Below are 23,350 nucleotides of genomic sequence, written 5' to 3' on the forward strand. Positions count from 1 at the left end.
GCAGATGTCACGGGCCACAGAAAGGCTGTGGCCCAGCCCTTTGACGTTGCTGTCTTGTGGGTGCCTGCTAGACGCTCGCTGCAGGACTCACCCGGTAATCGCCTTGCCTCTTTCGCCAAACCTCCGCGGCGCGTTGTTCATGATGGTGGCCATGGCTGGTTTCACTCTCAACGATGCGATCACCAAATTCTCATCGGAATCGATGAACATGGCGCAGGTCATGCTGATCCGCGGCGCCTTCGCTTCGCTGTTCGTTGGCCTGCTTGCGTGGCAACGGGGCGCGCTTGCCCGGCCAGGTTCGATGCTGCAGCCGACCGTTGCGCTGCGCGTCGCCGGCGAGGCCGGCGCCACCGTGTCGTTCCTGGTTGCTCTGGCACATCTTCCGATCGCCAATGTCTCCGCCGTACTGCAGGCGCTGCCGCTGGCGGTGACGATGGGCGCCGCGCTTGTGTTCAACGAGGGCGTCGGCTGGCGGCGCTGGCTGGCCATTGCCGCCGGTTTTGCCGGCGTGCTGATCATCGTGCGGCCCGGCTTCGAAGGGTTCAGCGTCTTTTCTCTGCTGGCGCTGGCCAGCGTCGCATGCTGCGCGGTGCGCGATCTCGCCACCAAGCGGATCCCGCAGGCAATTCCAACATTGCTGGTGTCGACCGCCACCGCACTTGCCATGACAGTTCTGGGCGCGGCACTGCTTTCGCCGATGGGCGGCTGGACACCGATGACAGGACAAAGCACGGCGTTCCTGGCGCTGGCGGCGGTGCTCGTGCTCATCGGCTATCACTTCATCATCACGGCGATGCGGGTGGGCGATATCTCCTTCATCGCGCCGTTTCGCTACACCGCCCTGCTCTGGTCGATCTTGCTTGGCTTCACGATCTTCGGCGATGTCCCCGATCTGCCGATGATCCTCGGTGCCACGATCATCATCGCGTCAGGCCTCTATGCACTCTACCGCGAACGGATCGTCGGACGGCGAAAAACAGCCGCCGAAAGCACTGGACCGGACATGGCGCTGGACGGCATATAGAGTGACTGTCGACGACTGTCTGATTTGAAAACTGGATTTTGGGTCTAGGCAGCAAACGATGGGCCGACATATCGCAGGGATCATTCTGGCCGGCGGCCGATCGAGCCGGATGGGTGGCGGCGACAAGACGCTGCTTGCGCTTGGCGACGGTACCCTGCTCGACCGTGTCGTTTCGCGCCTTGGCCCGCAGGTCGGACCGCTCGCGCTAAACGCCAATGGCGATCCGACACGGTTTGCCGCGACGGGGCTTCCGGTGCTTGCCGACACTGTCAAAGGTTATGCCGGGCCGCTTGCCGGGATCCTGACCGGCCTCGAATGGGCTTCCGACACGACCTGCCAGGCGCTGGTCACGGCTGCCGGCGATACGCCTTTCCTGCCCAGGGATATGGTCGAGCGGCTGCTCGCGGCAGCCGACGAACGCCCCGGCTCGATTGCGGTCGCCTGTTCCGGCGGCAAACGGCATCCGACCTTTGCACTCTGGCCGCTAGGGTTAGATCAGGTCTTGCGACAATTTCTCGTCGAGGAAGACAACCGGCGCGTTGCGGCGTTCATCGACCGGCACGGTTTTGTCGAGGTGGAATTTCCCATCCTGAAATCCGGCGGGGCCGAGATCGATCCGTTCTTCAACATCAACACTCCCGACGACCTTGCCCAGGCCGTGCATCTGTTGCAGAGCATCGAGCCATGAAAAGACGTATTTTCGGCATCACCGGCTGGAAGAACTCCGGCAAGACGACATTGACCGAAAAGCTGGTAGCCGAACTCGTCCGGCGCGGCTGGAAAGTGTCGACGGTAAAACACGCCCATCATGATTTCGACATCGACAAACCCGGAGCGGACAGCTTTCGTCACCGGCAGGCGGGAGCGATGGAGGTCGCGGTCGTGTCGGGCAGGCGCTGGGCGCTGATGCACGAATTGCGCGGCGAGGACGAGCCGACGCTAGACGCGATCCTGTCACGGCTGGCACCGTGCGACATCGTGTTGGTCGAGGGTTACAAGCGCGAAGCGCACAAGAAAATCGAGACGAGACGGCTCGAGGCCAAGGACCGGACACCGCTCTCGGCAGGCGATCCACACATTGTCGCCATCGCCTCCGACTTCCCCATTGTCGGCGAAGACCTGCCGGCCTTCGATCTCGACGACACGAATTCGATAGCTGACTTCATCGAGCGCGCCACAAGCCTGTCGCGCTGAAAATGCGGCAGAAGACAGTTTCCGCCCACTTGCTTTCCAATTTAGGCGTCTGACCCAGCGTCATCGCTTTCTGAACATGACCTTCCCTCAAGCGACGGTTTTGCAGTTGCTTTTTCTTGGGAAAGAATGGGAATATCGCATCAGCGGGCGGTCAAAAGCACCGCCCACAGAGCCGTTCGGGAACGACGGCCGGGACCAACAGAGAGGACCATTATGCGTATTGCACTGCGTATCGCGCTTGCCGCTTCGGCTGCGCTGCTGACGCTTGGCGTTGCCCAGGCCCAGGAAAAGACCTTGAGGATCGGCACCGAGGGAGCCTATCCCCCATTCAACAATCTGACAGCCGACGGCCAGCTCGTAGGCTTCGATATCGACATTGCCAAGGCGCTCTGCGACGAGATGAAGGTGAAGTGCACCTTTGTCGCGCAGGACTGGGACGGCATCATTCCCGCCCTTCAGGCAGGCAAGTTCGACGCCATCGTCGCGTCGATGTCGATCACGCCGGAACGCGCCGAGAAGGTCGACTTCACCCACAAATATTACAATACGCCGCCGGCGATTGCCGCGCCCAAGGACACCGACATCAAGGGTGTCACCAAGGAAGATTTGGCCGGCAAGACGATCGGCGTGCAGGCGTCCACCACGCATTTCAACTATTCGACCAAGACTTATACCGACAGCACCGTCAAGCCGTACCCGACCGCACAGGAATACCAGCTCGATCTGGCCAATGGCCGGCTCGATGCCGCCAATGACGACATCGTCGTGCTGCAGCAATGGCTGGATTCGCCGGACGGCGCCTGCTGCAAGCTGGTCGGCACAATCAAGCCGGTCATCGAAATCCACGGTCCGGGCGCCGGCATTGCCGTGCGCAAGGGCGAGACCGATCTGGTCAACCAGTTCAATGCGGCGATCGACGCCATCCGAGCAAACGGAAAGTACAAGGAAATCAACGACAAATACTTCAAATATGATGTTTATGGCGGCGAGTCCTGATCGACCGACATACGAGGACTTGAACGGCGGGAGATTCCCGCCGTTCTTATAAGGATGCCGCGCACGAGGGGTGACGCGGCACGGGTCTCAAAGAGCCTTAAGGAGAACAGGCAGGCGGATGCAGAGCGCACTGACGCTTCTCAGTTGGGGACCCGAAGGCTGGCTCGACGACATCGCCGCGGGTGTGTTTGTCACAGTATGTCTTGCGCTGGCCACTCTGCCCTTCGGGCTGACGCTCGGCTTTTTCGTGGCGCTGGCCAAACAGTCGGAAGAGCCGTCGCTGAGACTGGCCGGGAACATCTACACCACGATTTTTCGCGGAATACCCGAGCTGCTCACGCTGTTTCTGATCTTCTTCGGCATCCCATTGATCCTGCAGTACATTGTCCGGCTGGTGAGCCCCGGAACGTCCGCCGACGTCAACAGCTTCGTCGCCGGCATGATCGCGCTCTGCTTCATTTTTTCCTCTTATTCCAGCGAGGTGTTTTTATCCGCCTTCCGCGCCATTCCAAAAGGGCAATATGAGGGAGGCTATTCGGTTGGCCTGTCCAGCGGCCAGACGATGCGGCTGATCGTGCTGCCGCAGTTGATCCGCATCGCGTTGCCCGGACTTGCCAATCTCTGGCTTATCCTGCTCAAGGACACCGCGCTCGTCTCGGCCGTCGGCCTCAACGAGATCCTCCGGCAGAGCGGGGTTGCCGCTCGCGTCACCAAGCACGCGTTCCTGTTTTACGGTTTTGCCGGCCTCATCTATCTCCTGCTGGCGATCGTCTCCTCCTTCGGCATCAACGCGATCGAACGAGCGGTCGGCGGCAGCGAGGTCAAGAGATGAGCCTTGCCACCGACACGCTGAAAGTCGACCGGCCGCCGCCGCCCGCACGCGGCTGGTCGCGCCAACGCATCCTCGGCCATGTCCTGGTCGGCCTGTGGATCGCTCTCGGCATTGGCATGGTCGTCTACCTGGTCGCTGCGTGGAACCCGGAGTTCTTCCAGAAATATGCACCCGGCTACATATCCGGCCTCGGCATCACCCTGTTGCTGGTTGCCATCTCGATTGTGCTTGGCGCGATCCTGTCCGTGCCGATCGCCTATGCACGCATGTCGAAGAACCCGATCCTTTCGGGGTTCGCCTATGCCTATGTCTATTTCTTTCGCGGCACGCCGCTGTTGGCGCAGACCTTCCTGGTCTACTATGGGGTCGGCTCCTTCCGGCCGGAGCTCGAGATGGTCGGACTGTGGGGCTTCTTCCGCGAAGCGTTCAACTGCGCGATCTTCGCCTTTTCGCTGAATACGGCGGCGTACCAGGCCGAGATTTTGCGTGGCGCGATCGAGAGCGTGCCGAGGGGCCAGTGGGAAGGTGCCGCCTCGCTCGGCCTGCACAAACTGCAGACGATGTGGAAGATCATCCTGCCGCAGGCGCTGATCGTCGCGTTGCGCCCGTATGGCAACGAGATCATCCTGATGATCAAGGGCTCGGCAATCGTCGCCATCATCACGGTCTACGATTTGATGGGCATCACCCGGCTCACCTATGCGCGCACCTTCGACTTTCAGTCGTATATCTGGGCGGCGATCATCTATCTGATCATCGTGGAAACATTGCGCCACGGCGTCGAGTGGATCGAACGGCGCATCACCATCCATCTACACCGCTGACTCCCATCGCCTTGCCTGATCCGGTAAGAAGACCGCAAAGCAGGCTTCTAAGGGATTCGAAAACATGGCTTCGGTGGCATTTCTTGGTCTTGGCGTCATGGGCTATCCGATGGCCGGACATCTCAAGAACAAGGGCGGTCACGACGTCACCGTCTACAACCGCACCAGGGCGAAGGCCGAGCAGTGGGTTGCCCAGCATGGCGGCAGCTTCGCCGCGACACCAGCAGAGGCGGCCGCGGGCAAGGACTTCGTCTTTTCCTGCGTCGGCAATGACGACGATCTGCGCTCGGTGACGACCGGTGCCGAAGGCGCCTTCAATTCCATGAAGAAAGGCGCCATCTTCATCGACAACACCACGGCATCTGCGGAGGTCGCGCGCGAACTGGCGCAGCAGGCGCAAGCGCTCGGGTTTTTGTTCCTCGACGCCCCGGTCTCCGGCGGTCAGGCAGGCGCCGAGAACGGCATGCTGACCGTGATGGTCGGCGGCGAGCCCGACGCCTTCGACAGGGCCAAGCCAGTCATAGATGCTTATGCCCGCATGGTCGGATTGATGGGACCGGCCGGGGCTGGCCAACTCACCAAGATGATCAACCAGATCTGCATCGCCGGCCTCGTTCAGGGCCTGGCGGAGGGTATCCATTTCGGCAAGAAGGCTGGGCTCGACATCGACAAGGTAATCGAGGTGATTTCCAAGGGTGCGGCCGGTTCCTGGCAGATGGAGAACCGCCACAAGACGATGAATGCCGGCAAATATGATTTCGGCTTCGCCGTCGACTGGATGCGCAAGGATCTTGGCATCTGCCTCGCCGAGGCCGACCGCAACGGCGCCAAACTGCCGGTGACGGCACTTGTCGACCAGTTCTACAAGGACGTGCAGGCGATGGGCGGCAAGCGCTGGGACACGTCCTCGCTGCTGGCGCGGCTGGAGAAATAGGATTTCACCGTGGCCGAGCTTTCGCCTCAATCCAGCGCCGATGAAATCGTCGCTCATCTGCGCTTGATCGCCTCGGAGGAAAATCGACTTGGCATGCTGCGCTACGGCATCAAGATCGAACGTGCGCTCGGTATCTCGCATGGCGTGCAGCGGCAGATTGCCAAGAAAATCAAGCGCAACCATGAGCGTGCCTTTGAGCTTTGGCAGACAGGCATCGTGGAGGCGCAGTTCATCGCTTCCGTGACAGCCGATCCGGAGCGGTTCTCCGCCGCGGATGCAAGACGATGGGCGGCGACTTTCGACTCGTGGGATATCGTCGACGGGGTCTCCGATCTCTTTGTCGATACGGATTGCTGGAAGGAATTGATCGCCGAATTCGCGGTCGACGAACGGGAATTCGTTCGACGCACGGCTTTTGCGATGATGGCCTGGTCGGTAGTCCACCGGAAGAAGGAACCCGAGACGACCTTCCTCGAATTCCTGTCGATCATCGAGGCGCATGCGACCGACGGCCGCAATTTTGTGAAGAAGGCCGTGAACTGGGCGCTTCGTTCGATCGGCAAGCGATCGATGAATTTGCACGGCCCTGCCCTTGCCCTGGCGCAAAAATTGGCGGCCTCGACAGACAGGACTGCTCGCTGGATCGGCAAGGATGCCGTGAAGGAACTTTCCGATGCCAAGACGCTCGAGCGGCTCGCCGCCAGAAAAGCTTGACCTGAGCGAAGTGCGCTTCACGGAGGTGACGCAATCGACGCGCGCCGATTTCGAAAACCTGTTCGAGCAACCCGGCGGGCCGAAATACTGCTGGTGTATGGCTTGGCGCAATCTCGACCGCCGCGAGCATGTCGAGAACGACGAGAAGAAACGCGCGATGATGACGCTGATCGACGCCGGCACGCCGGTCGGCATTGTCGCCCAGATCGATGGCCGGACCGTCGGCTGGTGCTCGATTGCGCCGCGCGAGACCTACCGCAAGCTGTCACGGCAGCAGGACGATAGCGAGATGGGCATCTGGTCGATCGTCTGCTTCTATGTACCGAGAGCGCTGCGCGGCGGCGGGCTGGCAAGCGCATTGCTCGACGCGGCCATCGATCACGCCTTTGCCAAAGGCGCCAAGACGATCGAAGCCTATCCCGTCGACCAGGCTTCGCCGAGCTACAGCTTCATGGGTTTTCGCGACATGTTCGTCGCCCGCGGCTTTCGCGAGATCGGCATGACCGGCTCGCGCCGGCATGTGATGCGGCTTGAACGTTGACCTTGGCGACAGCGGCAGCTTTACTTGCTGGCATAGGCCGCTGATCAAGGCTCAACAATGGAGCAGCAATGAGCAACCGTCTCAAATCAGGAGCGATCCTGGCGGCCGCGGTGTTCGTGTCCATTGTGGCAGACAGCGCTTGCGCCGGGACGATGCATATTTTCTGGAAGGATCTGCGCCCGGCGACCCAGGCAGCCGCCGAAAGCGTCGGACTGCCAATGATCGCGGCCAAAATGCCGGATCATGGCGAGACGCTCTCACTCAACTTGCAGGACAAGACCGTGCAACTCGCAGGCTATGCGCTGCCAGTCGACCGCGATGGTGATCTCGTCTACCAATTCCTGCTGGTGCCGTGGACGGGAGCCTGCAGCCACATGCCGACGCCGCCGCCCAACCAGATCGTCCTCGTCACGCCTGCACACCCTTACAGGATGTCCGAGGCCTACCAGCCGGTTTCGGTGACCGGCGCATTACGGCCGGGCATGGAGAAGAGCCAGCTTTTCATCCTTGACGGCGTCAGCGTCATCCAGTCGGGCTACACCGTGCGCAAGGCCGAGGTGGTCAATGTCGACACCGTGCCGGACACGATCACACTGCCGGTCAACTCGCCCTGGAGTTTCCTCAACAAAAAGAAGAACTAAGCGGGGCTAACTCAAGGAATAGACGGAACTGGAATAAGCATGGAGTTCGTGCAATCCGTTCCATCTATGGATACCATCGCGCGGCACCCCTCCCAAAGCCATATCACAAACGTGCCATGAGTATGCTGGCTGTCTATCCTACCTGGCGCCGTGAAAAATATCGATATTTCAGCCGCCGATTCTCCTGGGATGTCAAATTCTTCCGCCCACGGCTCGACTATCAAACGAACACTGTCGGTGCCCTCGTTGCGAAAACCGAATATTAGAGTTTGCTCCGTCAACTGTCATCTCTGCAGCAGGCTGGGCGGGTGCTGGAGCCGGTTGCGCCCGACCTCACAAATCAATCGGGCTTCAGGCGGCGTTCGCGCCGGACTCCTTGTCGAGCATCATGTAATCCAGCGGCATTTCGGTCGTGTATTTGATCTGCTCCATGGCGAAGGAAGACGACACGTCGCGGATCTCGATCTTGGCGATCAGCCGCTTGTAGAAGGCGTCGTAGGCGGCGATATCGGGCACCACGACGCGCAAGAGATAGTCGACGTCGCCGCTCATGCGATAGAATTCGACCACTTCCGGGAATTCCTGGATGACCTCCGAAAAGCGCCGCAGCCATTCATGGCTGTGCGAATTGGTGCGGATCGAGACGAACACCGTGACCCGCACATTGACCTTTTCATGATCGAGGATGGCGACGCGCCGCTTGATGACGCCCTCTTCCTCGAGCTTCTGGATGCGCCGCCAGCACGGCGTCGTCGACAGGCCGACCTTCTTGGCGACGTCGGCGACTGCAAGCGTCGCATCCTCCTGCAGGAGGCGGAGAATTTTTCTATCAAGGCGGTCCATTGGGTGCTCCCCTGATGCAAGTCGTCCAAGTGCGCAGCGGCCTTGGCACAACGACATGCATAAAAACAAGAATTTAACGCGCGTCCCCTCATGCGCGGCGCGCTTCGAGGAATGGATTACCATAATCCCTCTTGCTCGAGCCTATTACAAGAAAGAAATTCTGCCGCATAGTGCGAAAGCGAGTGATTTCTTGCTGAATGCCTAGCCGAGGCGATAGCGGATTTCCGATCTCAGAAAGGGCAGCAAATCCATTTCAAACCATGGATTGCGCTGCAGCCAACCGGTGTTGCGCCAGGACGGGTGCGGCAGCGGCAGGACTTTCGGGTCGGTTGCCGCCGCCCAGATGGCACGCCAATCCATGACCGTTTCCGTCAGCGAGGGACGGCGCGCCGCGCCCATATGCCAGCTTTGCGCGTAGATGCCGATCGTCAGCACCATATCGACTTGCGGCATCAGCGCCATCAGCGATGTGCGCCATGCCGGCGCACATTCGCGGCGCGGCGGCAGGTCGGCGCCCTTGGCGTCCTGACCGGGAAAGCAAAAGCCCATCGGCACGATGGCAAACTTGTCCGTGTCATAGAATTCCTCGCTGCCGACGCCCAGCCAGCTTCGCAGCCGGTCGCCGGAGGCGTCGGTGAACGGCATGCCTGACACGTGGACCTTGGTACCCGGCGCCTGGCTGGCGATCAGGATGCGGGCGCTCGAAGATGGCCTGAGCACCGGACGCGGCTGGTGCGGCAACGGCTTGCCGGCCGGGTTATCGACGCAGATGCGGCAGGCGCGTACCCGCGCCGTCAAGGCTTCCAGCTCTTCGCTCATTCGGAATTCATTGTCAGGCGGCGGCACTCGGCCGGCTCGAGATTGCCTGATGCCAGCGCAGCACGTTGGTGCACTCTTCGGGTACCTTGATGCGAGCCGGCTTCATGAAGTCGATGGCGACCAGCCCGGTGATGTCGGCGATCGAATAGGCATCGCCGGCGACGAATTCCCTGCCGGTGAGCTCAGTGTCCAGAAACCTCAGGAATTCGATCGCCTTCGGCTTGTTGGCCTCGCCCCATTCGGGGATTTGCGGGATCTCCCATTCCCTCATTGCGGGGTGGATATGCCGGAACGCCGCGGCGACGCAGCCGAACAGATTGAACTCCACACGTCTTTGCCACATCTCGACGATTGCCTTGCCGAGCGCCCCATCCCCGAACAAAGCCGGCTTGGGGTGCAGTTCCTCGAAGTAACGACAGATTGCGACGGATTCGGTGATGATGGTGCCGTCATCGAGCTCGAGCACCGGCAGACGCTTCAGCGGATTGCGCGAGCTGACCGGCTGCTCTTTGTGCTCTAGCGCGCCCATGTCGACGGGCACCAGCGGAACCTGAAGTCCCTTTTCGGCCAGAAAAATCCGAACCCGACGTGGATTGGGCGCGCGCCCGCCGTCGAACAGCTTCATCTCCATCCTCCTCGTCCGTCCCGACGAACTATAGGCACAACTCACCAGAAGCGAAAAATTTCACGCAAGGCATCGCCGATCGACGCCAAGGTGCCGTGCTTTCTTTCGACCAGCTCGTGGCCGTGGTTCTCGCGCCAGTTCTTGGGCTCGTCAAAAGTTCCGCCCCAGATGCCGGCTTTGCCCGCGCGCGCAGCAGCTTCCTCGGTCTCGAAATCGCCAAAGGCGACCGCCCAGCCGGCCTCGACCTGTGCGCGGTTGAGATCCTTGCCACCGGCCTTGCAGTCGCCGAGCAGCCTGCCGTAGCGGTCGCGCTGCCAGCCGCTGCAGGAGACGGCTTTGCCGCCGATCAACCGCACCAGGGACTGCCGCGCGAGCTTGCCGCAAGGATAGTCGGCACCGTCCTTGCGGCAGATTTGCGAATATTCCGGCGCGTCGATGCCACGCATGCGGATACGCTCGCCACTGAGCGTGATGCTATCGCCGTCATTGACGGTGGCCGCGCCCTCCGTCTTGCGCGTCTCGATCCGGTCGAGGCGCGCCGCCAGGAGGATCGCCAGGCCGAGCACGATGAGTATCAGCCCATAGTCCATTAGTCGGCGCCACAGGCTTCGCGGACGTGGCGCATAGTATCGCTGGCGCGGCCATCGCGACCACGAACGGCTCATATGGCAAACCGTTGGTTAATCATTCGAACGTAGCTTAACGATTTGAAATTGCTGCCCGCGTAAATTGAAGACTTCATGCCCCTGCAACGCTCGACCACGGCGGACAAGTTTATTGTGGACCGCAGGAAACGCCATCGCAACAGCGATGTCGCGCGCGCGGTGCGCAAGACGCGCGACCGTCTTTCGCAGCAAGCCGGAAATCCCGACTTCGACCGCGAGCTGTTGAAGCTCCACGCGCTTTCGATGACCGGCGGCGTGATCGTCATTCCGCTGCTCGTTCTGGCAACGGCCGCGGCAGGCTTGCTCGCGGGCATCGGCAAGGAGATCGGCGTCTGGGCGCTGTTCACATTCATCTGCTATACCATCGTTGCATTCATGGCCAGACGCGTCACGCAAGCGTCCGAACTCAACCCGCTGGAAACGCATAGGGATTTCCTGATCGGCCATTTTCTGTGCGGGCTTGGCTGGGCCTGGTTCGCATGGCTCGGCTGCGAAACTTGCCAAATGGATCAGTTCCAGGTCGCCAAGGCGGTGGTGCTGCTGCTCGCCATGTCGGCAACCGCGATCCTGGCCTCGTCCCTGCGCGGTGCGCTGTTGGCGACCTTCGCCCTCCCGGTCGCCATCTATGCTTTTGCCAGTGCGAAATTATGGATGCCGGTCGAAGTGATCATGGCAGGCTTGCTGATCTCCTCGTTGCCGTTCTTCGCCTATGTGGCGCGCCAACTCAACCGTTCCTCGCTGATGCTGCTGTCGTTCCGCTCCGAAAAGGATGCGCTGATCGCCGAACTGGAGACGGCGAAATCGATGTCGGACGAGGCACGGCGGCGGGCGGAAGACGCCAATCTGGCGAAATCGCGTTTCCTGGCCTCGATGAGCCACGAACTGCGCACACCGCTCAACGCCATTCTCGGCTTTTCCGAAGTGATGGCCAACGAGGTGCTCGGCCCGATGAGCAACCCGACCTATCGCGACTATGCCCGTGACGTGCACGACTCCGGACAGCATCTGCTCGACCTGATCAACGAAATCCTCGATTTGTCGCGCATCGAAGCGGGCCGCTACCAGCTCAACGAGGAGCCGATGATGCTGCTCTCCGTCGTCGAGGATTGCTGCCACATGATGGAGCTGAAGGCGCGCAACAAGGACATCCGCATCGTCCAGGATTTCGAAAACGCCTTGCCGCGCTTGTTCGCCGACGAACGCGCGGTGCGGCAGATTGCGCTCAACCTGTTGTCCAATGCCATCAAGTTCACCGCCACCGGCGGCGAAATCCGCGTGCGCGTCGGCTGGACGGCGGGCGGCGGGCAATATCTCTCCGTCAAGGACAATGGGCCGGGCATACCGGAAGACGAGATTCCGATCGTGCTTTCGGCCTTCGGCCAGGGCTCGATCGCCATCAAGAGCGCCGAACAGGGCACCGGGCTTGGCCTGCCGATCGTGCAAGGCTTGCTGGCCATGCATGGCGGCGAATTCCAGCTCCATTCCAGGCTGCGCGAAGGCACCGAGGCGATCGCCATCTTCCCGCTGAGCCGGGTGATGGAGGAACTGCCGGCGCTGCCGACCAAGGCGGTTGCCTCGCGCCGGCGCTGAATGCTTAACCGCGGACCGCGGCTGCCATGCCGGAGCTGGTCAGCGCGGCCGCCTTGACCAGGCCGGCGGCAAGAGCCGCCCCTACCCCGTCGCCTTGACTGACGCCCAGATCGAGCAGCGGGCGAAGGCCGAGGCGCTCGGCGGCCTTGGCATGACCAGGCTCCGGCGACAGGCTTGCGAGGAGACAATGATCGAGCGCGGCGGGGTTGGCGGCATGTAGGACACCAGCGGCGGCAGTCACCGCAAACCCATCGAGCAGCACCGGGATCTTCTGCATCCGCGCCGCCAGAATGGCGCCGCAGATCGCGGCGAATTCCCGCCCGCCGACCCGGCGCAGCGCTTCCAGCGGGTCCTTGAGGCTCGCGCCGTGAAACGCGACCGCGGCATCGACCACCTCCGCCTTGCGCCTCTGCATCGCCGCGCCCGCCCCTGATCCAGGACCGACCCAGTCGGCGCCGGTGCCGCCGAACAGTGCCGTGCAAAGGGCCGCAGCGACAGTCGAATTGCCGACGCCGAGGTCACCAAGGCAAAGCAGGTCGGTGCCGCCGGCAATCGCTTCCATGCCGAAGGCCATGGTAGCGGCACAACCGCGCTCGTCCAGTGCCGCATCCTCGGTAATGTCGGCTGTCGGGATGTGCAGAGCCAGATCGAACACCTTCAAGCCGAGATCGTTGGCGATGCAGATCTGGTTGATTGCTGCACCGCCGGCGGCGCAGAGCTCGACTGCATTTGCCGTGGCGGCGGCGGGGCGCGGCGAAATGCCGTGGCGGGTGACGCCATGATTGCCGGCAAAGATCGCCACCAATGGCCGCGTCACCGCCGGCGGCGCGCGGCCGCTCCACCCGGCAAGCCAGGCGGCGATGTCCTCGATGCGGCCAAGCGAGCCTTCGGGCTTGTCTGCCTTGGCAAACAACTGGCGCACGCGGGCCTTGGCCGCCATATCTCCCGGCGGCAGGCTCACCAGGAGGTCGCGAAAATCGTCGAAAGGCAGCGCGCTGGTCATATCGATGGCGATCGTCCGTGTGAATTGGTGAGCGGCATAGCCGCCTTGGCCAGCCGGCACAACCTCAAGCCGGCACAACCTCCAGGCCTGGTACAACTTGGCGGTATTGACGCGAAAGCATTCGTTGGCGGCGCTTCCCGGAGGGCTTGCATTGACTTTGTCGTTGCACCATGTGGAGGCTAGCCAAGGAAATCCTTATGACGGCCATTGAATCCCCGTGCATCCTGGTCTGCTCGATCGATATGAAAACCGGCTTCTGTTTCGGTTGCGGGCGCACGCGCGAGGAAATCGCCGCCTGGATCGACATGTCCCCGCAAACCCGCCGCAGCGTCATGGCCGAGCTGCCGGCAAGGCTGGAAACGGTCGAGCGACGCCCCCGCCGGGAAACCCGTCGCAGCCGCATGGCACGCGAACGCGACGCCCTCTCGTGAACCGGCCGCAGAGATGAACCGACTGTTGTGGATTCTGATCGTCGCGATCGGGGCGGGTGTGCTCCTGCTCATGCTCAACGATTCCGCCGGCAGTACGTTCGGCATTGAGAATTACGATTTCAGCCAGTTGATCTGGCTTGGCGCCTTAGCGGCACTCGTCGGCGCCGGCCTGGTCAGATCGGGCAGGCCGTTGGGCACCATGGCCCGCAGCCTCGGCGCCTGGGGTGCCATCGTGCTGGCGCTGATCGCCGGCTATCAGTACCGCTATGAGTTGCAGGATTTCGCCAGCCGCGTCACCGCCGGCCTTGTTCCCGGCAGTCCGCTGGCGCTGGGCGTGGAAGAAGGCCATGCCACCGTCACCCTGGACAAGGCCGGCAGCGGCCATTTCGAAGCGCGCGTCACGATCAACGGCACGCCGATCCTGACGGTTGTCGATACCGGCGCGACCAGCACCGTGCTGACCGCCGAGGACGCTCTGGCGGTCGGGTTCAATTCGGCGGCTCTCCGCTTCACCATACCGATCTCTACCGCCAATGGCATGACACGCGCGGCGGCGGTGCGAACCGACGAACTGTCGATCGGCGGCATCGTGCGCAAGGACATGCCCATCATGATCGCCGCACCAGGCACGCTCGGCCAGAGCCTTCTCGGTATGAATTTCATCGGCTCGCTATCGGGTTTCGACGTACGCGGCGATCGCATGATTTTGCGGGATTAAGTTTTTCCTCAGGCCGCCTCTGCGGTCCGGCCGAAATCGACCTCTGCGAAAGCCGTCTTGATCACCTCCGGTCCGGCACCGGGCTTTGTCGCCTCGGTGGACAGGATCTGCCGATAGCGGCGTGCACCGGGCAGGCCGTGAAACAGCCCGACCATGTGCCGGGTGACATGCCCGAGCCGTCCGCCCTGCTCGATATGGCGTGACGCGTAATCCGCCATGGCATCGATCAGTGCGGCAAAATCGAACGACTCAGCTGTGCTGCCGTAAAACGCGGCATCGATGCCGGTCAGTATCCCTGGCGTGTGATAGGCGGCGCGGCCGAGCATGGCGCCATCGACATGGTCGAGATGCGTCAGCGCCTCTGCGAGATATTGAATGCCACCGTTGATGCCGATGAATTTGTTTTGTTTTCTGGCTTTCAGCCGATAGACGCGGTCATAGTCGAGCGGTGGGATGTCACGATTTTCCTTTGGGCTCAGTCCTTCCAGCCAGGCCTTGCGGGCGTGCACCCACAGCGCGTCGGCGCCGGCCGCGAAAACAGCATCGGCCAACGCATCGAGTGCCGGTTCCGGATCCTGCTCATCGACGCCGATGCGGCACTTGACGGTAACCGGTATTTTCACCGCCGCCTTCATTGCCGCGACGCAATCCGCGACGAGCACGGGCGTCTTCATCAGGCAGGCGCCGAAGGTGCCCGACTGGACGCGGTCGGACGGGCAGCCGACATTGAGGTTGATTTCATCATAGCCGAAGGTTTCGCCGATGCGCGCCGCCTCGGCCAGCTTTCCCGGATCGGCGCCGCCGAGTTGCAGCGCAACCGGATGTTCGCTGTCGTCGAAGCCGAGCAGCCGCTCGCGTGCGCCGTGGATGACCGCATCGGCCACCACCATCTCGGTATAGAGTAGCGCCTCGCGCGTCAGCTGGCGATGGAAGAACCGGCAGTGCCGGTCCGTCCAATCCATCATCGGCGCCACGGCAACTTTGTGGCGTAACATATTCATTTTACTATTTTTTCTGTCTCAGTCCGTCCGATACTCCGTTCGAATGACAGAGCAATTTGGCAAGAGATGCACACCTAACTGACCCGATATACGATTTTGCCGCCGCAACTGAAAGCAAATTGGCATGTCACACATGTCACTGTACGCACCAGTTAGATGCCTGCCGTGGAACGATGGACCGCCGGCGGCATACCAGTCAGCCAAGGCGAAGCGTGTTGCGGGCGATCTGCCACGCGGATTCGACATGCCGCCGCGCCGCCTCCTCCGCCTCGTCCGGCTTGCGCGACCGGATTGCATCCATGATTTCGGTCATTTCGGCGATCGCCGGCTCGCGGCGGTTCTCCGACGCGATCGTCATTGAGCGGAGCTGGTTGATGCGGACATTCAGCCCCGTCACGATTTCCCAGGCAATGCGCTTGTCCGCCGCCTCGAACAGCGTTTCGTAGAACTTGGTCGTTGCCCGCATCACCTCGACAGGCGCACCGGACGCCCACGCCTCAAGCAGGTTCCTCAAGGCGGCATCGAGCAAAGCGATCTGCGCGTCCGTGGCCGTTAGGGCGCAAGCCCGCGCCGCGATGCCCTCGAGCAGCGCCCGCAATTCATAGATTTCGTCGGTGCGGCCGAGATCCGGCTTGGCCACGGCGGGTCCGTGGCCCGGTATCATCTGCACCAGGCCTTCCGCCTCCAGCTGCCGCAGGACCTCGCGCACGACGGAACGGCTCACCCCGAGCTGATCGCATAGCGGCCGCTCGACCAGCCTTTCACCAGGCTGGAAATAGAAGCCCATGATCGCTTCACGCATGCGCTCCAGCGCCAGCGTTCTCAGCGTCTTGGCAGAGCGGTCGATCCGCAGCGTATCGCCTGACATTTTCTCTCCCTACCCCGATCCGGCCACAAAACAGATTCCATAGCCGATTGACAAGGCTTCTGGTGCTCCATAGTATGGTATACCATAAGATGATGTAAAGATTTCGGCGTTGCACAGCGCCGTGGCGACCGAGGACTTTCATGAAACCAGCCATTCGAAAGATCGTCACGTACATCGAGAACACGTTAATCGAGGGCGGCAAGGAAGCCCCAAAACCGCTGCGTCTGATCGGTGTCGCGGCTGTGCTGACAAATCCCTGGGCCGGCCGCGGTTTCACCGACGACCTGTCGCCGGAGATCCGCGCTATTGCTCCCGTCCTCGGTGAACTGCTGACCCGCGAAATCATCGCCGTCGCCGGTTCCGGCGAGGCGATAGAGGGTTATGGCAAGGCCGCGGTCTGCGGCACGGCGGGCGAGATCGAGCATGCATCGGCGCTGATCCATACGCTGCATTTCGGCAACCATTACCGTCGCGCGGTCGGCGCCAAGACCTATCTCGCCTTCACCAATCTGCGCGGAGGGCCGAACACCCCGATCATGATCCCGCTGATGGACAAGAACGACGAAGGCCGCCGCTCCCACTATCTGACCGTACATTTCCAAATCGGCGACGCGCCAGCGCCCGATGAGCTGGTAGTGGCGCTTGGCGCTTCGATTGGTGGCCGCCCGCACCATCGTATCGGCGACCGCTATCAGGACCTCAAGGAGGTCGGAGACCTGCATGGCTGACGTCGCTGCCACCGCATGGGTCCGGGACACGGCTCCGGACGGCACCGGCTTCATCCGCGCCGGCTCCGGCGCGCCGGTTCTGCTCATTCACGGTGTCGGCATGAACGCCGCGATCTGGCACGATCAGATCGCGGCGATGAAAGACCATCATGACCTGATCGCCATCGACATGCTCGGCCACGGCGTTTCACCGCTGCCGCCGGAAGAAGCCAGCCTGTCGGATTTCGCCGATCAGGCGGTTCGCCTGCTCGACCATCTTGGCGTGGCGTCGGTGTCGATCGTCGGCCATTCGATGGGCGCGCTGGTCGCACTGGAAATCGCCCTTCGCGCCCCTTTGCGCGTTCGCGCCATCGTGTGCCTCAACGCGGTGTTCCGCCGCCCCGCGGCCTTGACGCAGGCCGTGCGCGAGCGGGCGGCCGCGCTTGGCCCTCGTGGCAACCCTTCCGCCATTGCGGCTACGCTTGCCCGCTGGTTCGGCGACCCGCTGCCGGCGAACCTTATCGGGGCGGCCACCACAGCGCGCGCCGCCCTTGAAAGGGTCGAACCCGAAGGCTACGCGCGCACCTATCGCCTCTTTGCCCGTGCCGATGCCGAGCATGCCGATGCTCTCCCCGGTCTTGCCGCACCAGCCCTGTTCATGACCGGGTCGCAAGACAGCAATTCGACCCCGGCCATGTCGGCGGCGATGGCGAGGCTTGCGCCGCACGGTCAATGCCTCGTGCTCAATGGAGAAAGGCACATGATGGCAATGGCTTCACCTGAAAAAGTGACCAAACACATCATGGAATTTCTCGACACGGCAGGAGACTCTGGCGTGAAGCCGGAGACGGATGCAGTCTTTGACAGCGGCGAATTCCGGCGCGCACTCGGCTCGTTCCTGACCGGCGTCACCATCGTCACCACGATCAGCGCGGAAGGCGAACCGCGCGGCTTCACCGCCAACTCCTTCACCTCGGTCTCGCTCGAGCCGCCGCTGGTGCTTGTCTGCATCGCCAAGAGGGCGCTGGGGCACAGTGCTTTTTCGACGTCGAGAGGTTTCGCCATCAACATCCTGTCAGAGGACCAGAAGGCCCATTCCGGCATCTTCGCTTCCAAAGCAGCGGACAAGTTCGCGGCCGTGAGCTGGCAACCGGGCCGGACCGGCAATCCGCTGATCGACGGCTCCGTTGCGATGTTCGATTGCGGCATGGAGCAGCTGGTCGATGCTGGCGATCACTCGATCCTCATCGGCCGCGTCCGCGACTTCAGCCACAACGGAGCCCAGCCCCTCGGTTATTGCAGAGGCACCTACGTCACGCCTGGCCTCAGCCAGGAGGCGCTGGCGGCGGCGCCCCCCGATACGGAGGTCGGCGCCATTCTCGAGAACGAGGGCCGTGTGCTGTTCGTCGAAGCGGCGGACGGGATTTATGAATTGCCTGCGGGGCGCGGACTGGGCACGCCCAACGATGCGCGCAGCCTCAAGGGGCGCCTTGCCGCCAGGGCCATAGACGCCCAGCTCGGCTTCCTGTTCGCGGTGTGGGACAATGCCGCCGAACCCTGGCGCACGCATGTTTATTATCGCGGAACGGTCGAGGGATCCTATTCCGACGATCGCCAGATGCGGCTTGTCGACATCGAGAAGATCGCGGATCTGAAGATCGCCGATCCCGCAGTGCGTTCGATGCTTGCCCGCTATGCGCGCGAACGTACGGAAGATGCATTCGGCGTCTATGTCGGCAACGAGGTCGAAGGCGAAGTCCGGCCGCTCGCCAAGCCCTCGCCTTCTCAAATTTCTCTTTCCGGCCGCGGGTGAAACCGATGAAGTTTTCGCTTTTCGTGCACATGGAGCGATCGGACCTGGCAAAGCAGCATTCCGAGCTTGTCAGCGAGCTGGAGGAGTTGGTGCTGCAGGCGGAAGAGGCAGGATTCGAGACTGCCTGGATCGGCGAGCATCACGGGATGGAATTCACCATCTCGCCGAACCCGTTCATCAACATCGCCTGGCTCGCCGCCAAAACCAGGCGCATCCGGCTCGGAACAGGAACCATCGTCGCGCCGTTCTGGCACCCGATCAAGCTTGCCGGCGAAGCAGCGATGGCCGACGTCGTCACCGGCGGCCGTCTCGACATCGGCATTGCGCGCGGCGCCTACGCTTACGAATACCAGCGACTTTTCCCAGGCCTCGAGGCCTGGGGTGCCGGCCAGCGTATGCGCGAGATGGTGCCGGCAATCCGCGGCCTGTGGGATGGAGATTTCGAACTCGCCGGCGAGTTCTGGTCGTTTCCTTCAACCACCTCGTCGCCCAAGCCGCTGCAAAAGCCTTATCCGCCGATCTGGGTGGCCGCACGCGATCCGAACTCGCACGACTTTGCGGTTTCCAGCAAATGCAACGTCCAGGTTACGCCGCTCGCCTCCGGCGATGGCGAAGTGGCCAGCCTGATGGAGCGTTTCAATGCGGCGCGCAATGCCCACCCCGACGTACCAAGGCCGGAGATCATGCTGCTGATGCATACTTTCGTCGCCGAGGATGCCGCGGAGGCTGACCGGCTCGCGCAGGATCTGTCGCAGTTCTACTGCCAGTTCGGCGCCTGGTTCCAGAACAAGAAGCCGGTGCACCAGGGCATAATGGAAGCGCTGACCGAAGACGAGATCGCGGCCATGCCGCAATATGCGCCTGACAAGATCAAGCAGAACCTGGTCATTGGCGAAGCCGACGAGGTGATCGCCAGGCTGAAGGCCTACGAAGCGCTCGGCTACGATCAGTATTCGATCTGGATCGACAGCGGCCTTTCCCATCCGCGAAAGAAGAAATCGCTGCAGCTCTTCATCGACAGGGTGATGCCGGCCTTTTCCGAGCCGAAAGCTGGATTGCGATGAGCACCACTCAATTCAGGAACTATATTGACGGCAGCTTCGTCGAAGTGGCGGCGACCTTCGACAGCATCGATCCCTCGACGGGCGCGCCATGGGCGAAGATGCCCGCTGCATCGTCTGATGACGTCGACCGCGCCGTCGAAGCTGCTCACCGGGCGCTTGGCTCCGGCACGTGGCCGGCAATGACGGCAACGGCACGCGGCAAGCTTCTGGTGCGGCTCGGCGATCTGGTGGTCGCCAATGCCGACCGGCTGGCGGAACTCGAGACGCGCGATACCGGCAAGATCATCCGCGAGACCCGCGCCCAGATCGCCTATGTCGGCGACTATTACCGCTATTATGGCGGGCTGGCCGACAAGCACGAGGGCTCGTTTGTCCCCATCGACAAGGCCGACATGGAAGTGACCATCCGGCCGGAGCCAATTGGCGTCGTCGCCGCCATTGTGCCGTGGAACTCGCAGCTCTTCCTGTCCGCCGTCAAGCTCGGGCCGGCGCTGGCGGCCGGCTGCACCATCGTTCTGAAAGCATCGGAAGACGGCCCTGCCCCGTTGCTGGCCTTCGCCGAACTCGTCCATGAGGCGGGATTTCCCGCCGGGACCGTGAACATCCTGACCGGCTTCGGCCACGATTGCGGTCACCGGCTGACCAGTCATCCGCTCGTCGCCCGCGTCGCCTTCACCGGCGGTCCCTCGACCGCTCGGCAGATCGTCAGGAATACGGCGGAAAACCTCGCCTTCACGACGCTCGAGCTCGGCGGCAAAAGCCCGGTCGTGGTGTTTGCCGATGCCGATCTGGACAGCGCCGCCAACGCGGTCGTTGCCGGCATCTTCGCTGCCACCGGCCAGAGCTGCGTCGCCGGCTCGCGGCTGCTGGTCCAGCGCTCCGTGAAGGACGAATTCCTCGCCCGGCTCAAGCGCAAAGCCGAGGCGATCAGGATTGGCGATCCGCAGGATCCCGCGATCGAAATGGGACCGCTCGCCACCTCGCGCCAGCGCGAATGGATAGAGAAGATCATTGCTGACAGCCTGGCCGCGGGCGGGCAACTGGTCACCGGCGGCATACGCCCCGCGGGCATGGCGGACGGCTTCTATTACGCCTCGACGATTATCGACGCGCCTGATCAGACCCTTGCCTGCGTGCGCGAAGAGCTCTTCGGCCCAGTGCTCTGTGTGCTAGCCTTCGACGGCGAAGCTGAAGCGCTTTCGCTCGCCAACGACACGAAGTTCGGCCTGGCGTCCGGCGTGTTCACCACCAATCTGGCAAAAGCCCACCGCATGGCGCGCGGCATCCATGCCGGCGTGGTCTGGATCAACACCTATCGGGCGGTCTCGCCGCTGGTTCCGTTTGGCGGCTACGGCCAATCCGGGCTCGGCCGCGAGGGCGGCCTTGATGCGATCCGCGACTACACGCGTTCGAAATCGGTGTGGATACGCACCTCCGACGACCCGATTCCCGATCCTTTTGTCATGCGGTAGCCGCCGCTGGCCGGAGATGCGCGATCAAGGCGAAAACGACCGATCGCGAACAGACAACAACGAAAACAACAGAGGAGAACGACATGAAACTGATCATCACCGGCTTCCTTGCCGGATTTATTGCAACGACAGTTCTGGCAACGACGGCCGCAAAAGCCGAGGACATGGTGTTCACCAGCTGGGGCGGGACGACCCAGGAAGCGCAGACCAAATCCTGGGCCGAGCCGTTCACCGCTGCATCCGGCATCAAGGTCATGCAGGACGGCCCGACCGACTACGGCAAGCTGAAGGCGATGGTCGACAGCGGCAGTGTCAACTGGGACGTCGTCGACGTCGAGATGGATTTCGCCATCAAGGCGGCCAAGGACGGTCTGCTCGAGCCGATCGACTTCAAGACCGTCCCGAAGGCCGACCTCGATCCGCGCTTCACCACCGATCACGCCGTCGGCAGTTTCTACTATTCCTTCGTGCTCGCCTGGAACAAGGGCGCCGTTTCGGGTGAACCGGCCGGCTGGGCCGACATGTTCGACCTGACGAAGTTCCCGGGCAAGCGGACCTTCTACAAATGGTCGGCGCCCGGTGTCATCGAGATCGCGCTGCTGGCCGATGGTGTTCCGGCGGACAAGCTCTATCCGCTGGATCTCGATCGCGCCTTCAAGAAACTCGACACCATCAAGTCGGACATCGTCTGGTGGGGCGGCGGGGCGGAGTCGCAGCAATTGATCGCATCCGGCGAAGCAACGTTCGGCCAGCTGTGGAACGGCCGCGTCTTCGCACTGGACAAGGATGGCGCCGATGTCGGCGTCTCCTGGAACCAGAACCTGACCGCAGCCGACGTTCTGGTGGTACCGAAGGGTGCCAAGAACAAGGATACGGCGATGAAATTCCTCGCCGCGGCGAGCAGCCCCGCCGGCCAGGCCAAATTTGCCGAAGCCAGCGGTTATGCGCCGATCAACACCAAGGCCAAGGCAGAGATGCCGGCCGATGCGGTGAAATCGCTGCCGGACGCTCATGTCGACGGACAGATCAATCTCGACATGAACTACTGGGCCGCCAATCGCGACACCATCGCCGCGCGCTGGTATGCCTGGCAGGCGAAATAAGCCCGCCCTTGAACCGCAATGGACGAGACGGTTCGCGCCGTCTCGTCCCGTAGCCGGGTCGCTGTCATGTCGGTCGAAACACGCCGGAACTTTGGAACGGTGCGGGTGCCGGCAGGTCTCAATGGCCTGCTGCCGGCCCTGATTCTGATTATGCTGTTCTTCATCGTCCCCGTGCTGGCGCTGCTTTTGCGCAGTGTCACGGAGCCCGAGCCAGGCTTGCAGAACTATGCTGCCCTGCTTGGTGACGGCACCTATGCGCGGGTGTTCTTCAACACATTCCTGGTCGCGGCGTTGGTCACCATCGTCACGGTCCTTGTCGCCTTTCCGGTCGCCTGGATGCTGGCGATCATGCCTTCGGGACCGGCCTCGATCATCTTCGGCATCATCATTCTGTCGATGTGGACGAACCTGCTCACCCGCACCTATGCCTGGATGGTGCTCCTGCAGCGGACCGGCGTCATTAACCGGACGCTGATGACCATCGGCGTCATCGACCAGCCGCTGCCGCTCATCAACAATCTCACCGGCGTCACCATCGGCATGGTCTATATCATGCTGCCCTTCATGATCCTGCCGCTGGTCGGCACGTTACGGGCGATCGATCCGATGACGCTGCGTGCGGCGTCGCTGTGCGGCGCAAGCCCTTTCCAGGCGTTCCGCCGCATCCTCGTGCCGCTGTCGCTGCCCGGCGTCGCGGCCGGCGGCCTGATGGTCTTCGTCATGTCGCTCGGCTACTTCGTAACGCCGGCACTGCTCGGCGGCACGTCGAACATGATGCTTGCCGAAATGATCGCGCAGATGGTCCAGTCGCTGCTCAACTGGGGGCTCGGCAGCGCCGCTGCCTTCATCCTGCTTGTCGTCACCATGGTTCTCTACGCACTGCAGCTGCGCCTTGTCGGTGCCAGGCGCACGAGCGGAGGCATCTGAG

25 protein-coding genes and 1 pseudogene are annotated in these 23,350 nt (G+C 62.3%); 19 read left to right on the forward strand and 7 right to left on the reverse strand.

What is annotated here, in order from left to right; translation table 11 throughout:
- Positions 1-103 precede the first annotated feature (103 nt).
- The 10 genes and pseudogenes from NKI67_RS17185 to NKI67_RS17230 all read left to right on the forward strand — a co-directional run bounded on the left by NKI67_RS17185 (position 104) and on the right by NKI67_RS17230 (position 7,700).
- Positions 104-1,024, forward strand: a complete 921-nt coding sequence (locus tag NKI67_RS17185) for a DMT family transporter (RefSeq protein ID WP_023675017.1) — start codon at positions 104-106, stop codon at positions 1,022-1,024.
- Positions 1,025-1,082: 58 nt separating this feature from the next.
- Positions 1,083-1,712: a molybdenum cofactor guanylyltransferase MobA gene (mobA, locus tag NKI67_RS17190; protein ID WP_023675016.1), complete on the forward strand. Its 630-nt coding sequence runs from the start codon at positions 1,083-1,085 to the stop codon at positions 1,710-1,712.
- Entirely contained in the window at positions 1,709-2,218 is a 510-nt protein-coding gene (gene mobB, locus NKI67_RS17195) for a molybdopterin-guanine dinucleotide biosynthesis protein B (protein WP_023675015.1), read from the forward strand. Before mobA ends, mobB begins: the two co-directional genes overlap by 4 nt.
- 213 nt (positions 2,219-2,431) lie before the next feature.
- Positions 2,432-3,214 (forward strand): ABC transporter substrate-binding protein, encoded by a 783-nt coding sequence (locus tag NKI67_RS17200; protein WP_023717637.1) that lies wholly within the window; start codon positions 2,432-2,434, stop codon positions 3,212-3,214.
- Positions 3,215-3,332: 118 nt separating this feature from the next.
- Positions 3,333-4,046, forward strand: coding sequence for an ABC transporter permease (locus tag NKI67_RS17205; RefSeq protein WP_023675013.1), 714 nt, complete (start codon positions 3,333-3,335; stop codon positions 4,044-4,046).
- Positions 4,043-4,870 (forward strand): ABC transporter permease, encoded by an 828-nt coding sequence (locus NKI67_RS17210; protein WP_023675012.1) that lies wholly within the window; start codon positions 4,043-4,045, stop codon positions 4,868-4,870. Before NKI67_RS17205 ends, NKI67_RS17210 begins: the two co-directional genes overlap by 4 nt.
- Before the next feature lie 58 nt (positions 4,871-4,928).
- A pseudogene (locus tag NKI67_RS17215) lies at positions 4,929-5,804 on the forward strand (NAD(P)-dependent oxidoreductase); the annotation flags it as partial.
- A 9-nt stretch (positions 5,805-5,813) separates the two neighbouring features.
- The gene (locus tag NKI67_RS17220; protein WP_352621783.1) at positions 5,814-6,518 is read left to right on the forward strand and encodes a DNA alkylation repair protein; all 705 of its coding nucleotides are present in this window, start codon (positions 5,814-5,816) and stop codon (positions 6,516-6,518) included.
- On the forward strand, positions 6,478-7,059 hold the full coding sequence (locus NKI67_RS17225) for a GNAT family N-acetyltransferase (RefSeq protein WP_023675009.1): 582 nt from the start codon (positions 6,478-6,480) through the stop codon (positions 7,057-7,059). The genes NKI67_RS17220 and NKI67_RS17225 overlap by 41 nt, the downstream gene beginning before the upstream one ends.
- A 68-nt stretch (positions 7,060-7,127) precedes the next feature.
- Positions 7,128-7,700, forward strand: a complete 573-nt coding sequence (locus tag NKI67_RS17230; RefSeq protein ID WP_023675008.1) for a DUF3299 domain-containing protein — start codon at positions 7,128-7,130, stop codon at positions 7,698-7,700.
- A 351-nt stretch (positions 7,701-8,051) separates the two neighbouring features.
- Here NKI67_RS17230 and NKI67_RS17235 read toward each other — a convergent pair whose 3' ends face one another.
- The 4 genes from NKI67_RS17235 to NKI67_RS17250 form a co-directional block, all read right to left on the reverse strand.
- A complete protein-coding gene (locus NKI67_RS17235) occupies positions 8,052-8,543 on the reverse strand; it encodes an Lrp/AsnC family transcriptional regulator (RefSeq protein WP_023675006.1) in 492 nt (163 codons plus the stop codon).
- A gap of 201 nt (positions 8,544-8,744) precedes the next feature.
- The gene (locus tag NKI67_RS17240; protein WP_502905365.1) at positions 8,745-9,362 is read right to left on the reverse strand and encodes a uracil-DNA glycosylase family protein; all 618 of its coding nucleotides are present in this window, start codon (positions 9,360-9,362) and stop codon (positions 8,745-8,747) included.
- 13 nt (positions 9,363-9,375) lie between these two features.
- The gene (locus NKI67_RS17245) at positions 9,376-9,987 is read right to left on the reverse strand and encodes a glutathione S-transferase (RefSeq protein WP_352568652.1); all 612 of its coding nucleotides are present in this window, start codon (positions 9,985-9,987) and stop codon (positions 9,376-9,378) included.
- A gap of 41 nt (positions 9,988-10,028) precedes the next feature.
- Positions 10,029-10,652, reverse strand: a complete 624-nt coding sequence (locus tag NKI67_RS17250) for a thermonuclease family protein (RefSeq protein WP_352568653.1) — start codon at positions 10,650-10,652, stop codon at positions 10,029-10,031.
- A 75-nt stretch (positions 10,653-10,727) separates the two neighbouring features.
- Between NKI67_RS17250 and NKI67_RS17255 the strand changes: the two genes are divergently transcribed.
- Positions 10,728-12,242, forward strand: coding sequence for a sensor histidine kinase (locus NKI67_RS17255; RefSeq protein ID WP_352646097.1), 1,515 nt, complete (start codon positions 10,728-10,730; stop codon positions 12,240-12,242).
- A gap of 4 nt (positions 12,243-12,246) precedes the next feature.
- Here NKI67_RS17255 and NKI67_RS17260 read toward each other — a convergent pair whose 3' ends face one another.
- Positions 12,247-13,245: a nicotinate-nucleotide--dimethylbenzimidazole phosphoribosyltransferase gene (locus tag NKI67_RS17260; RefSeq protein WP_352568812.1), complete on the reverse strand. Its 999-nt coding sequence runs from the start codon at positions 13,243-13,245 to the stop codon at positions 12,247-12,249.
- A gap of 197 nt (positions 13,246-13,442) precedes the next feature.
- Here NKI67_RS17260 and NKI67_RS17265 point away from each other — a divergent pair, with 197 nt between their 5' ends.
- Together NKI67_RS17265 and NKI67_RS17270 are read left to right on the forward strand one after the other, a co-directional pair.
- Positions 13,443-13,676 (forward strand): DUF1289 domain-containing protein, encoded by a 234-nt coding sequence (locus tag NKI67_RS17265; RefSeq protein WP_352568655.1) that lies wholly within the window; start codon positions 13,443-13,445, stop codon positions 13,674-13,676.
- 13 nt (positions 13,677-13,689) lie between these two features.
- Positions 13,690-14,394, forward strand: coding sequence for a TIGR02281 family clan AA aspartic protease (locus NKI67_RS17270; RefSeq protein ID WP_023674999.1), 705 nt, complete (start codon positions 13,690-13,692; stop codon positions 14,392-14,394).
- Between the two features lie 8 nt (positions 14,395-14,402).
- Here NKI67_RS17270 and dusA read toward each other — a convergent pair whose 3' ends face one another.
- Entirely contained in the window at positions 14,403-15,395 is a 993-nt protein-coding gene (dusA, locus tag NKI67_RS17275; protein WP_352568656.1) for a tRNA dihydrouridine(20/20a) synthase DusA, read from the reverse strand.
- Between the two features lie 196 nt (positions 15,396-15,591).
- Positions 15,592-16,263 (reverse strand): GntR family transcriptional regulator, encoded by a 672-nt coding sequence (locus NKI67_RS17280; protein WP_352568657.1) that lies wholly within the window; start codon positions 16,261-16,263, stop codon positions 15,592-15,594.
- A gap of 140 nt (positions 16,264-16,403) precedes the next feature.
- Between NKI67_RS17280 and NKI67_RS17285 the strand changes: the two genes are divergently transcribed.
- The 6 genes from NKI67_RS17285 to NKI67_RS17310 all read left to right on the forward strand — a co-directional run bounded on the left by NKI67_RS17285 (position 16,404) and on the right by NKI67_RS17310 (position 23,349).
- Complete coding sequence (locus NKI67_RS17285) at positions 16,404-16,991, forward strand: amino acid synthesis family protein (RefSeq protein WP_023674996.1); 588 nt, start codon at positions 16,404-16,406, stop codon at positions 16,989-16,991.
- Entirely contained in the window at positions 16,984-18,783 is a 1,800-nt protein-coding gene (locus tag NKI67_RS17290) for an alpha/beta fold hydrolase (protein WP_352646100.1), read from the forward strand. The genes NKI67_RS17285 and NKI67_RS17290 overlap by 8 nt, the downstream gene beginning before the upstream one ends.
- Positions 18,784-18,788: 5 nt before the next feature.
- Entirely contained in the window at positions 18,789-19,847 is a 1,059-nt protein-coding gene (locus tag NKI67_RS17295) for an LLM class flavin-dependent oxidoreductase (protein WP_352646102.1), read from the forward strand.
- Complete coding sequence (locus NKI67_RS17300) at positions 19,844-21,319, forward strand: aldehyde dehydrogenase (protein ID WP_352646104.1); 1,476 nt, start codon at positions 19,844-19,846, stop codon at positions 21,317-21,319. Before NKI67_RS17295 ends, NKI67_RS17300 begins: the two co-directional genes overlap by 4 nt.
- A gap of 83 nt (positions 21,320-21,402) precedes the next feature.
- Positions 21,403-22,422, forward strand: a complete 1,020-nt coding sequence (locus NKI67_RS17305) for an ABC transporter substrate-binding protein (protein WP_352646106.1) — start codon at positions 21,403-21,405, stop codon at positions 22,420-22,422.
- 66 nt (positions 22,423-22,488) lie between these two features.
- Entirely contained in the window at positions 22,489-23,349 is an 861-nt protein-coding gene (locus tag NKI67_RS17310) for an ABC transporter permease (RefSeq protein ID WP_352646149.1), read from the forward strand.
- Position 23,350 lies beyond the last annotated feature (1 nt).

Source organism: Mesorhizobium sp. M0408 (assembly GCF_040321495.1).
Taxonomy (GTDB): domain Bacteria; phylum Pseudomonadota; class Alphaproteobacteria; order Rhizobiales; family Rhizobiaceae; genus Mesorhizobium.

Coding starts and splice junctions, on each gene's coding strand:
- mobA (WP_023675016.1), top strand. CDS start 1,083: ATGGGCCGACATATCGCAGGGATCATTCTGGCCGGCGGCCGATCGAGC.
- mobB (WP_023675015.1), top strand. CDS start 1,709: ATGAAAAGACGTATTTTCGGCATCACCGGCTGGAAGAACTCCGGCAAG.
- NKI67_RS17200 (WP_023717637.1), top strand. CDS start 2,432: ATGCGTATTGCACTGCGTATCGCGCTTGCCGCTTCGGCTGCGCTGCTG.
- NKI67_RS17205 (WP_023675013.1), top strand. CDS start 3,333: ATGCAGAGCGCACTGACGCTTCTCAGTTGGGGACCCGAAGGCTGGCTC.
- NKI67_RS17210 (WP_023675012.1), top strand. CDS start 4,043: ATGAGCCTTGCCACCGACACGCTGAAAGTCGACCGGCCGCCGCCGCCC.
- NKI67_RS17225 (WP_023675009.1), top strand. CDS start 6,478: ATGCCAAGACGCTCGAGCGGCTCGCCGCCAGAAAAGCTTGACCTGAGC.
- NKI67_RS17230 (WP_023675008.1), top strand. CDS start 7,128: ATGAGCAACCGTCTCAAATCAGGAGCGATCCTGGCGGCCGCGGTGTTC.
- NKI67_RS17235 (WP_023675006.1), bottom strand. CDS start 8,543: ATGGACCGCCTTGATAGAAAAATTCTCCGCCTCCTGCAGGAGGATGCG.
- NKI67_RS17240 (WP_502905365.1), bottom strand. CDS start 9,362: ATGAGCGAAGAGCTGGAAGCCTTGACGGCGCGGGTACGCGCCTGCCGC.
- NKI67_RS17245 (WP_352568652.1), bottom strand. CDS start 9,987: ATGAAGCTGTTCGACGGCGGGCGCGCGCCCAATCCACGTCGGGTTCGG.
- NKI67_RS17250 (WP_352568653.1), bottom strand. CDS start 10,652: ATGAGCCGTTCGTGGTCGCGATGGCCGCGCCAGCGATACTATGCGCCA.
- NKI67_RS17255 (WP_352646097.1), top strand. CDS start 10,728: ATGCCCCTGCAACGCTCGACCACGGCGGACAAGTTTATTGTGGACCGC.
- NKI67_RS17260 (WP_352568812.1), bottom strand. CDS start 13,245: ATGACCAGCGCGCTGCCTTTCGACGATTTTCGCGACCTCCTGGTGAGC.
- NKI67_RS17265 (WP_352568655.1), top strand. CDS start 13,443: ATGACGGCCATTGAATCCCCGTGCATCCTGGTCTGCTCGATCGATATG.
- NKI67_RS17270 (WP_023674999.1), top strand. CDS start 13,690: ATGAACCGACTGTTGTGGATTCTGATCGTCGCGATCGGGGCGGGTGTG.
- dusA (WP_352568656.1), bottom strand. CDS start 15,395: ATGAATATGTTACGCCACAAAGTTGCCGTGGCGCCGATGATGGATTGG.
- NKI67_RS17280 (WP_352568657.1), bottom strand. CDS start 16,263: ATGTCAGGCGATACGCTGCGGATCGACCGCTCTGCCAAGACGCTGAGA.
- NKI67_RS17285 (WP_023674996.1), top strand. CDS start 16,404: ATGAAACCAGCCATTCGAAAGATCGTCACGTACATCGAGAACACGTTA.
- NKI67_RS17290 (WP_352646100.1), top strand. CDS start 16,984: ATGGCTGACGTCGCTGCCACCGCATGGGTCCGGGACACGGCTCCGGAC.
- NKI67_RS17295 (WP_352646102.1), top strand. CDS start 18,789: ATGAAGTTTTCGCTTTTCGTGCACATGGAGCGATCGGACCTGGCAAAG.
- NKI67_RS17300 (WP_352646104.1), top strand. CDS start 19,844: ATGAGCACCACTCAATTCAGGAACTATATTGACGGCAGCTTCGTCGAA.
- NKI67_RS17305 (WP_352646106.1), top strand. CDS start 21,403: ATGAAACTGATCATCACCGGCTTCCTTGCCGGATTTATTGCAACGACA.
- NKI67_RS17310 (WP_352646149.1), top strand. CDS start 22,489: ATGTCGGTCGAAACACGCCGGAACTTTGGAACGGTGCGGGTGCCGGCA.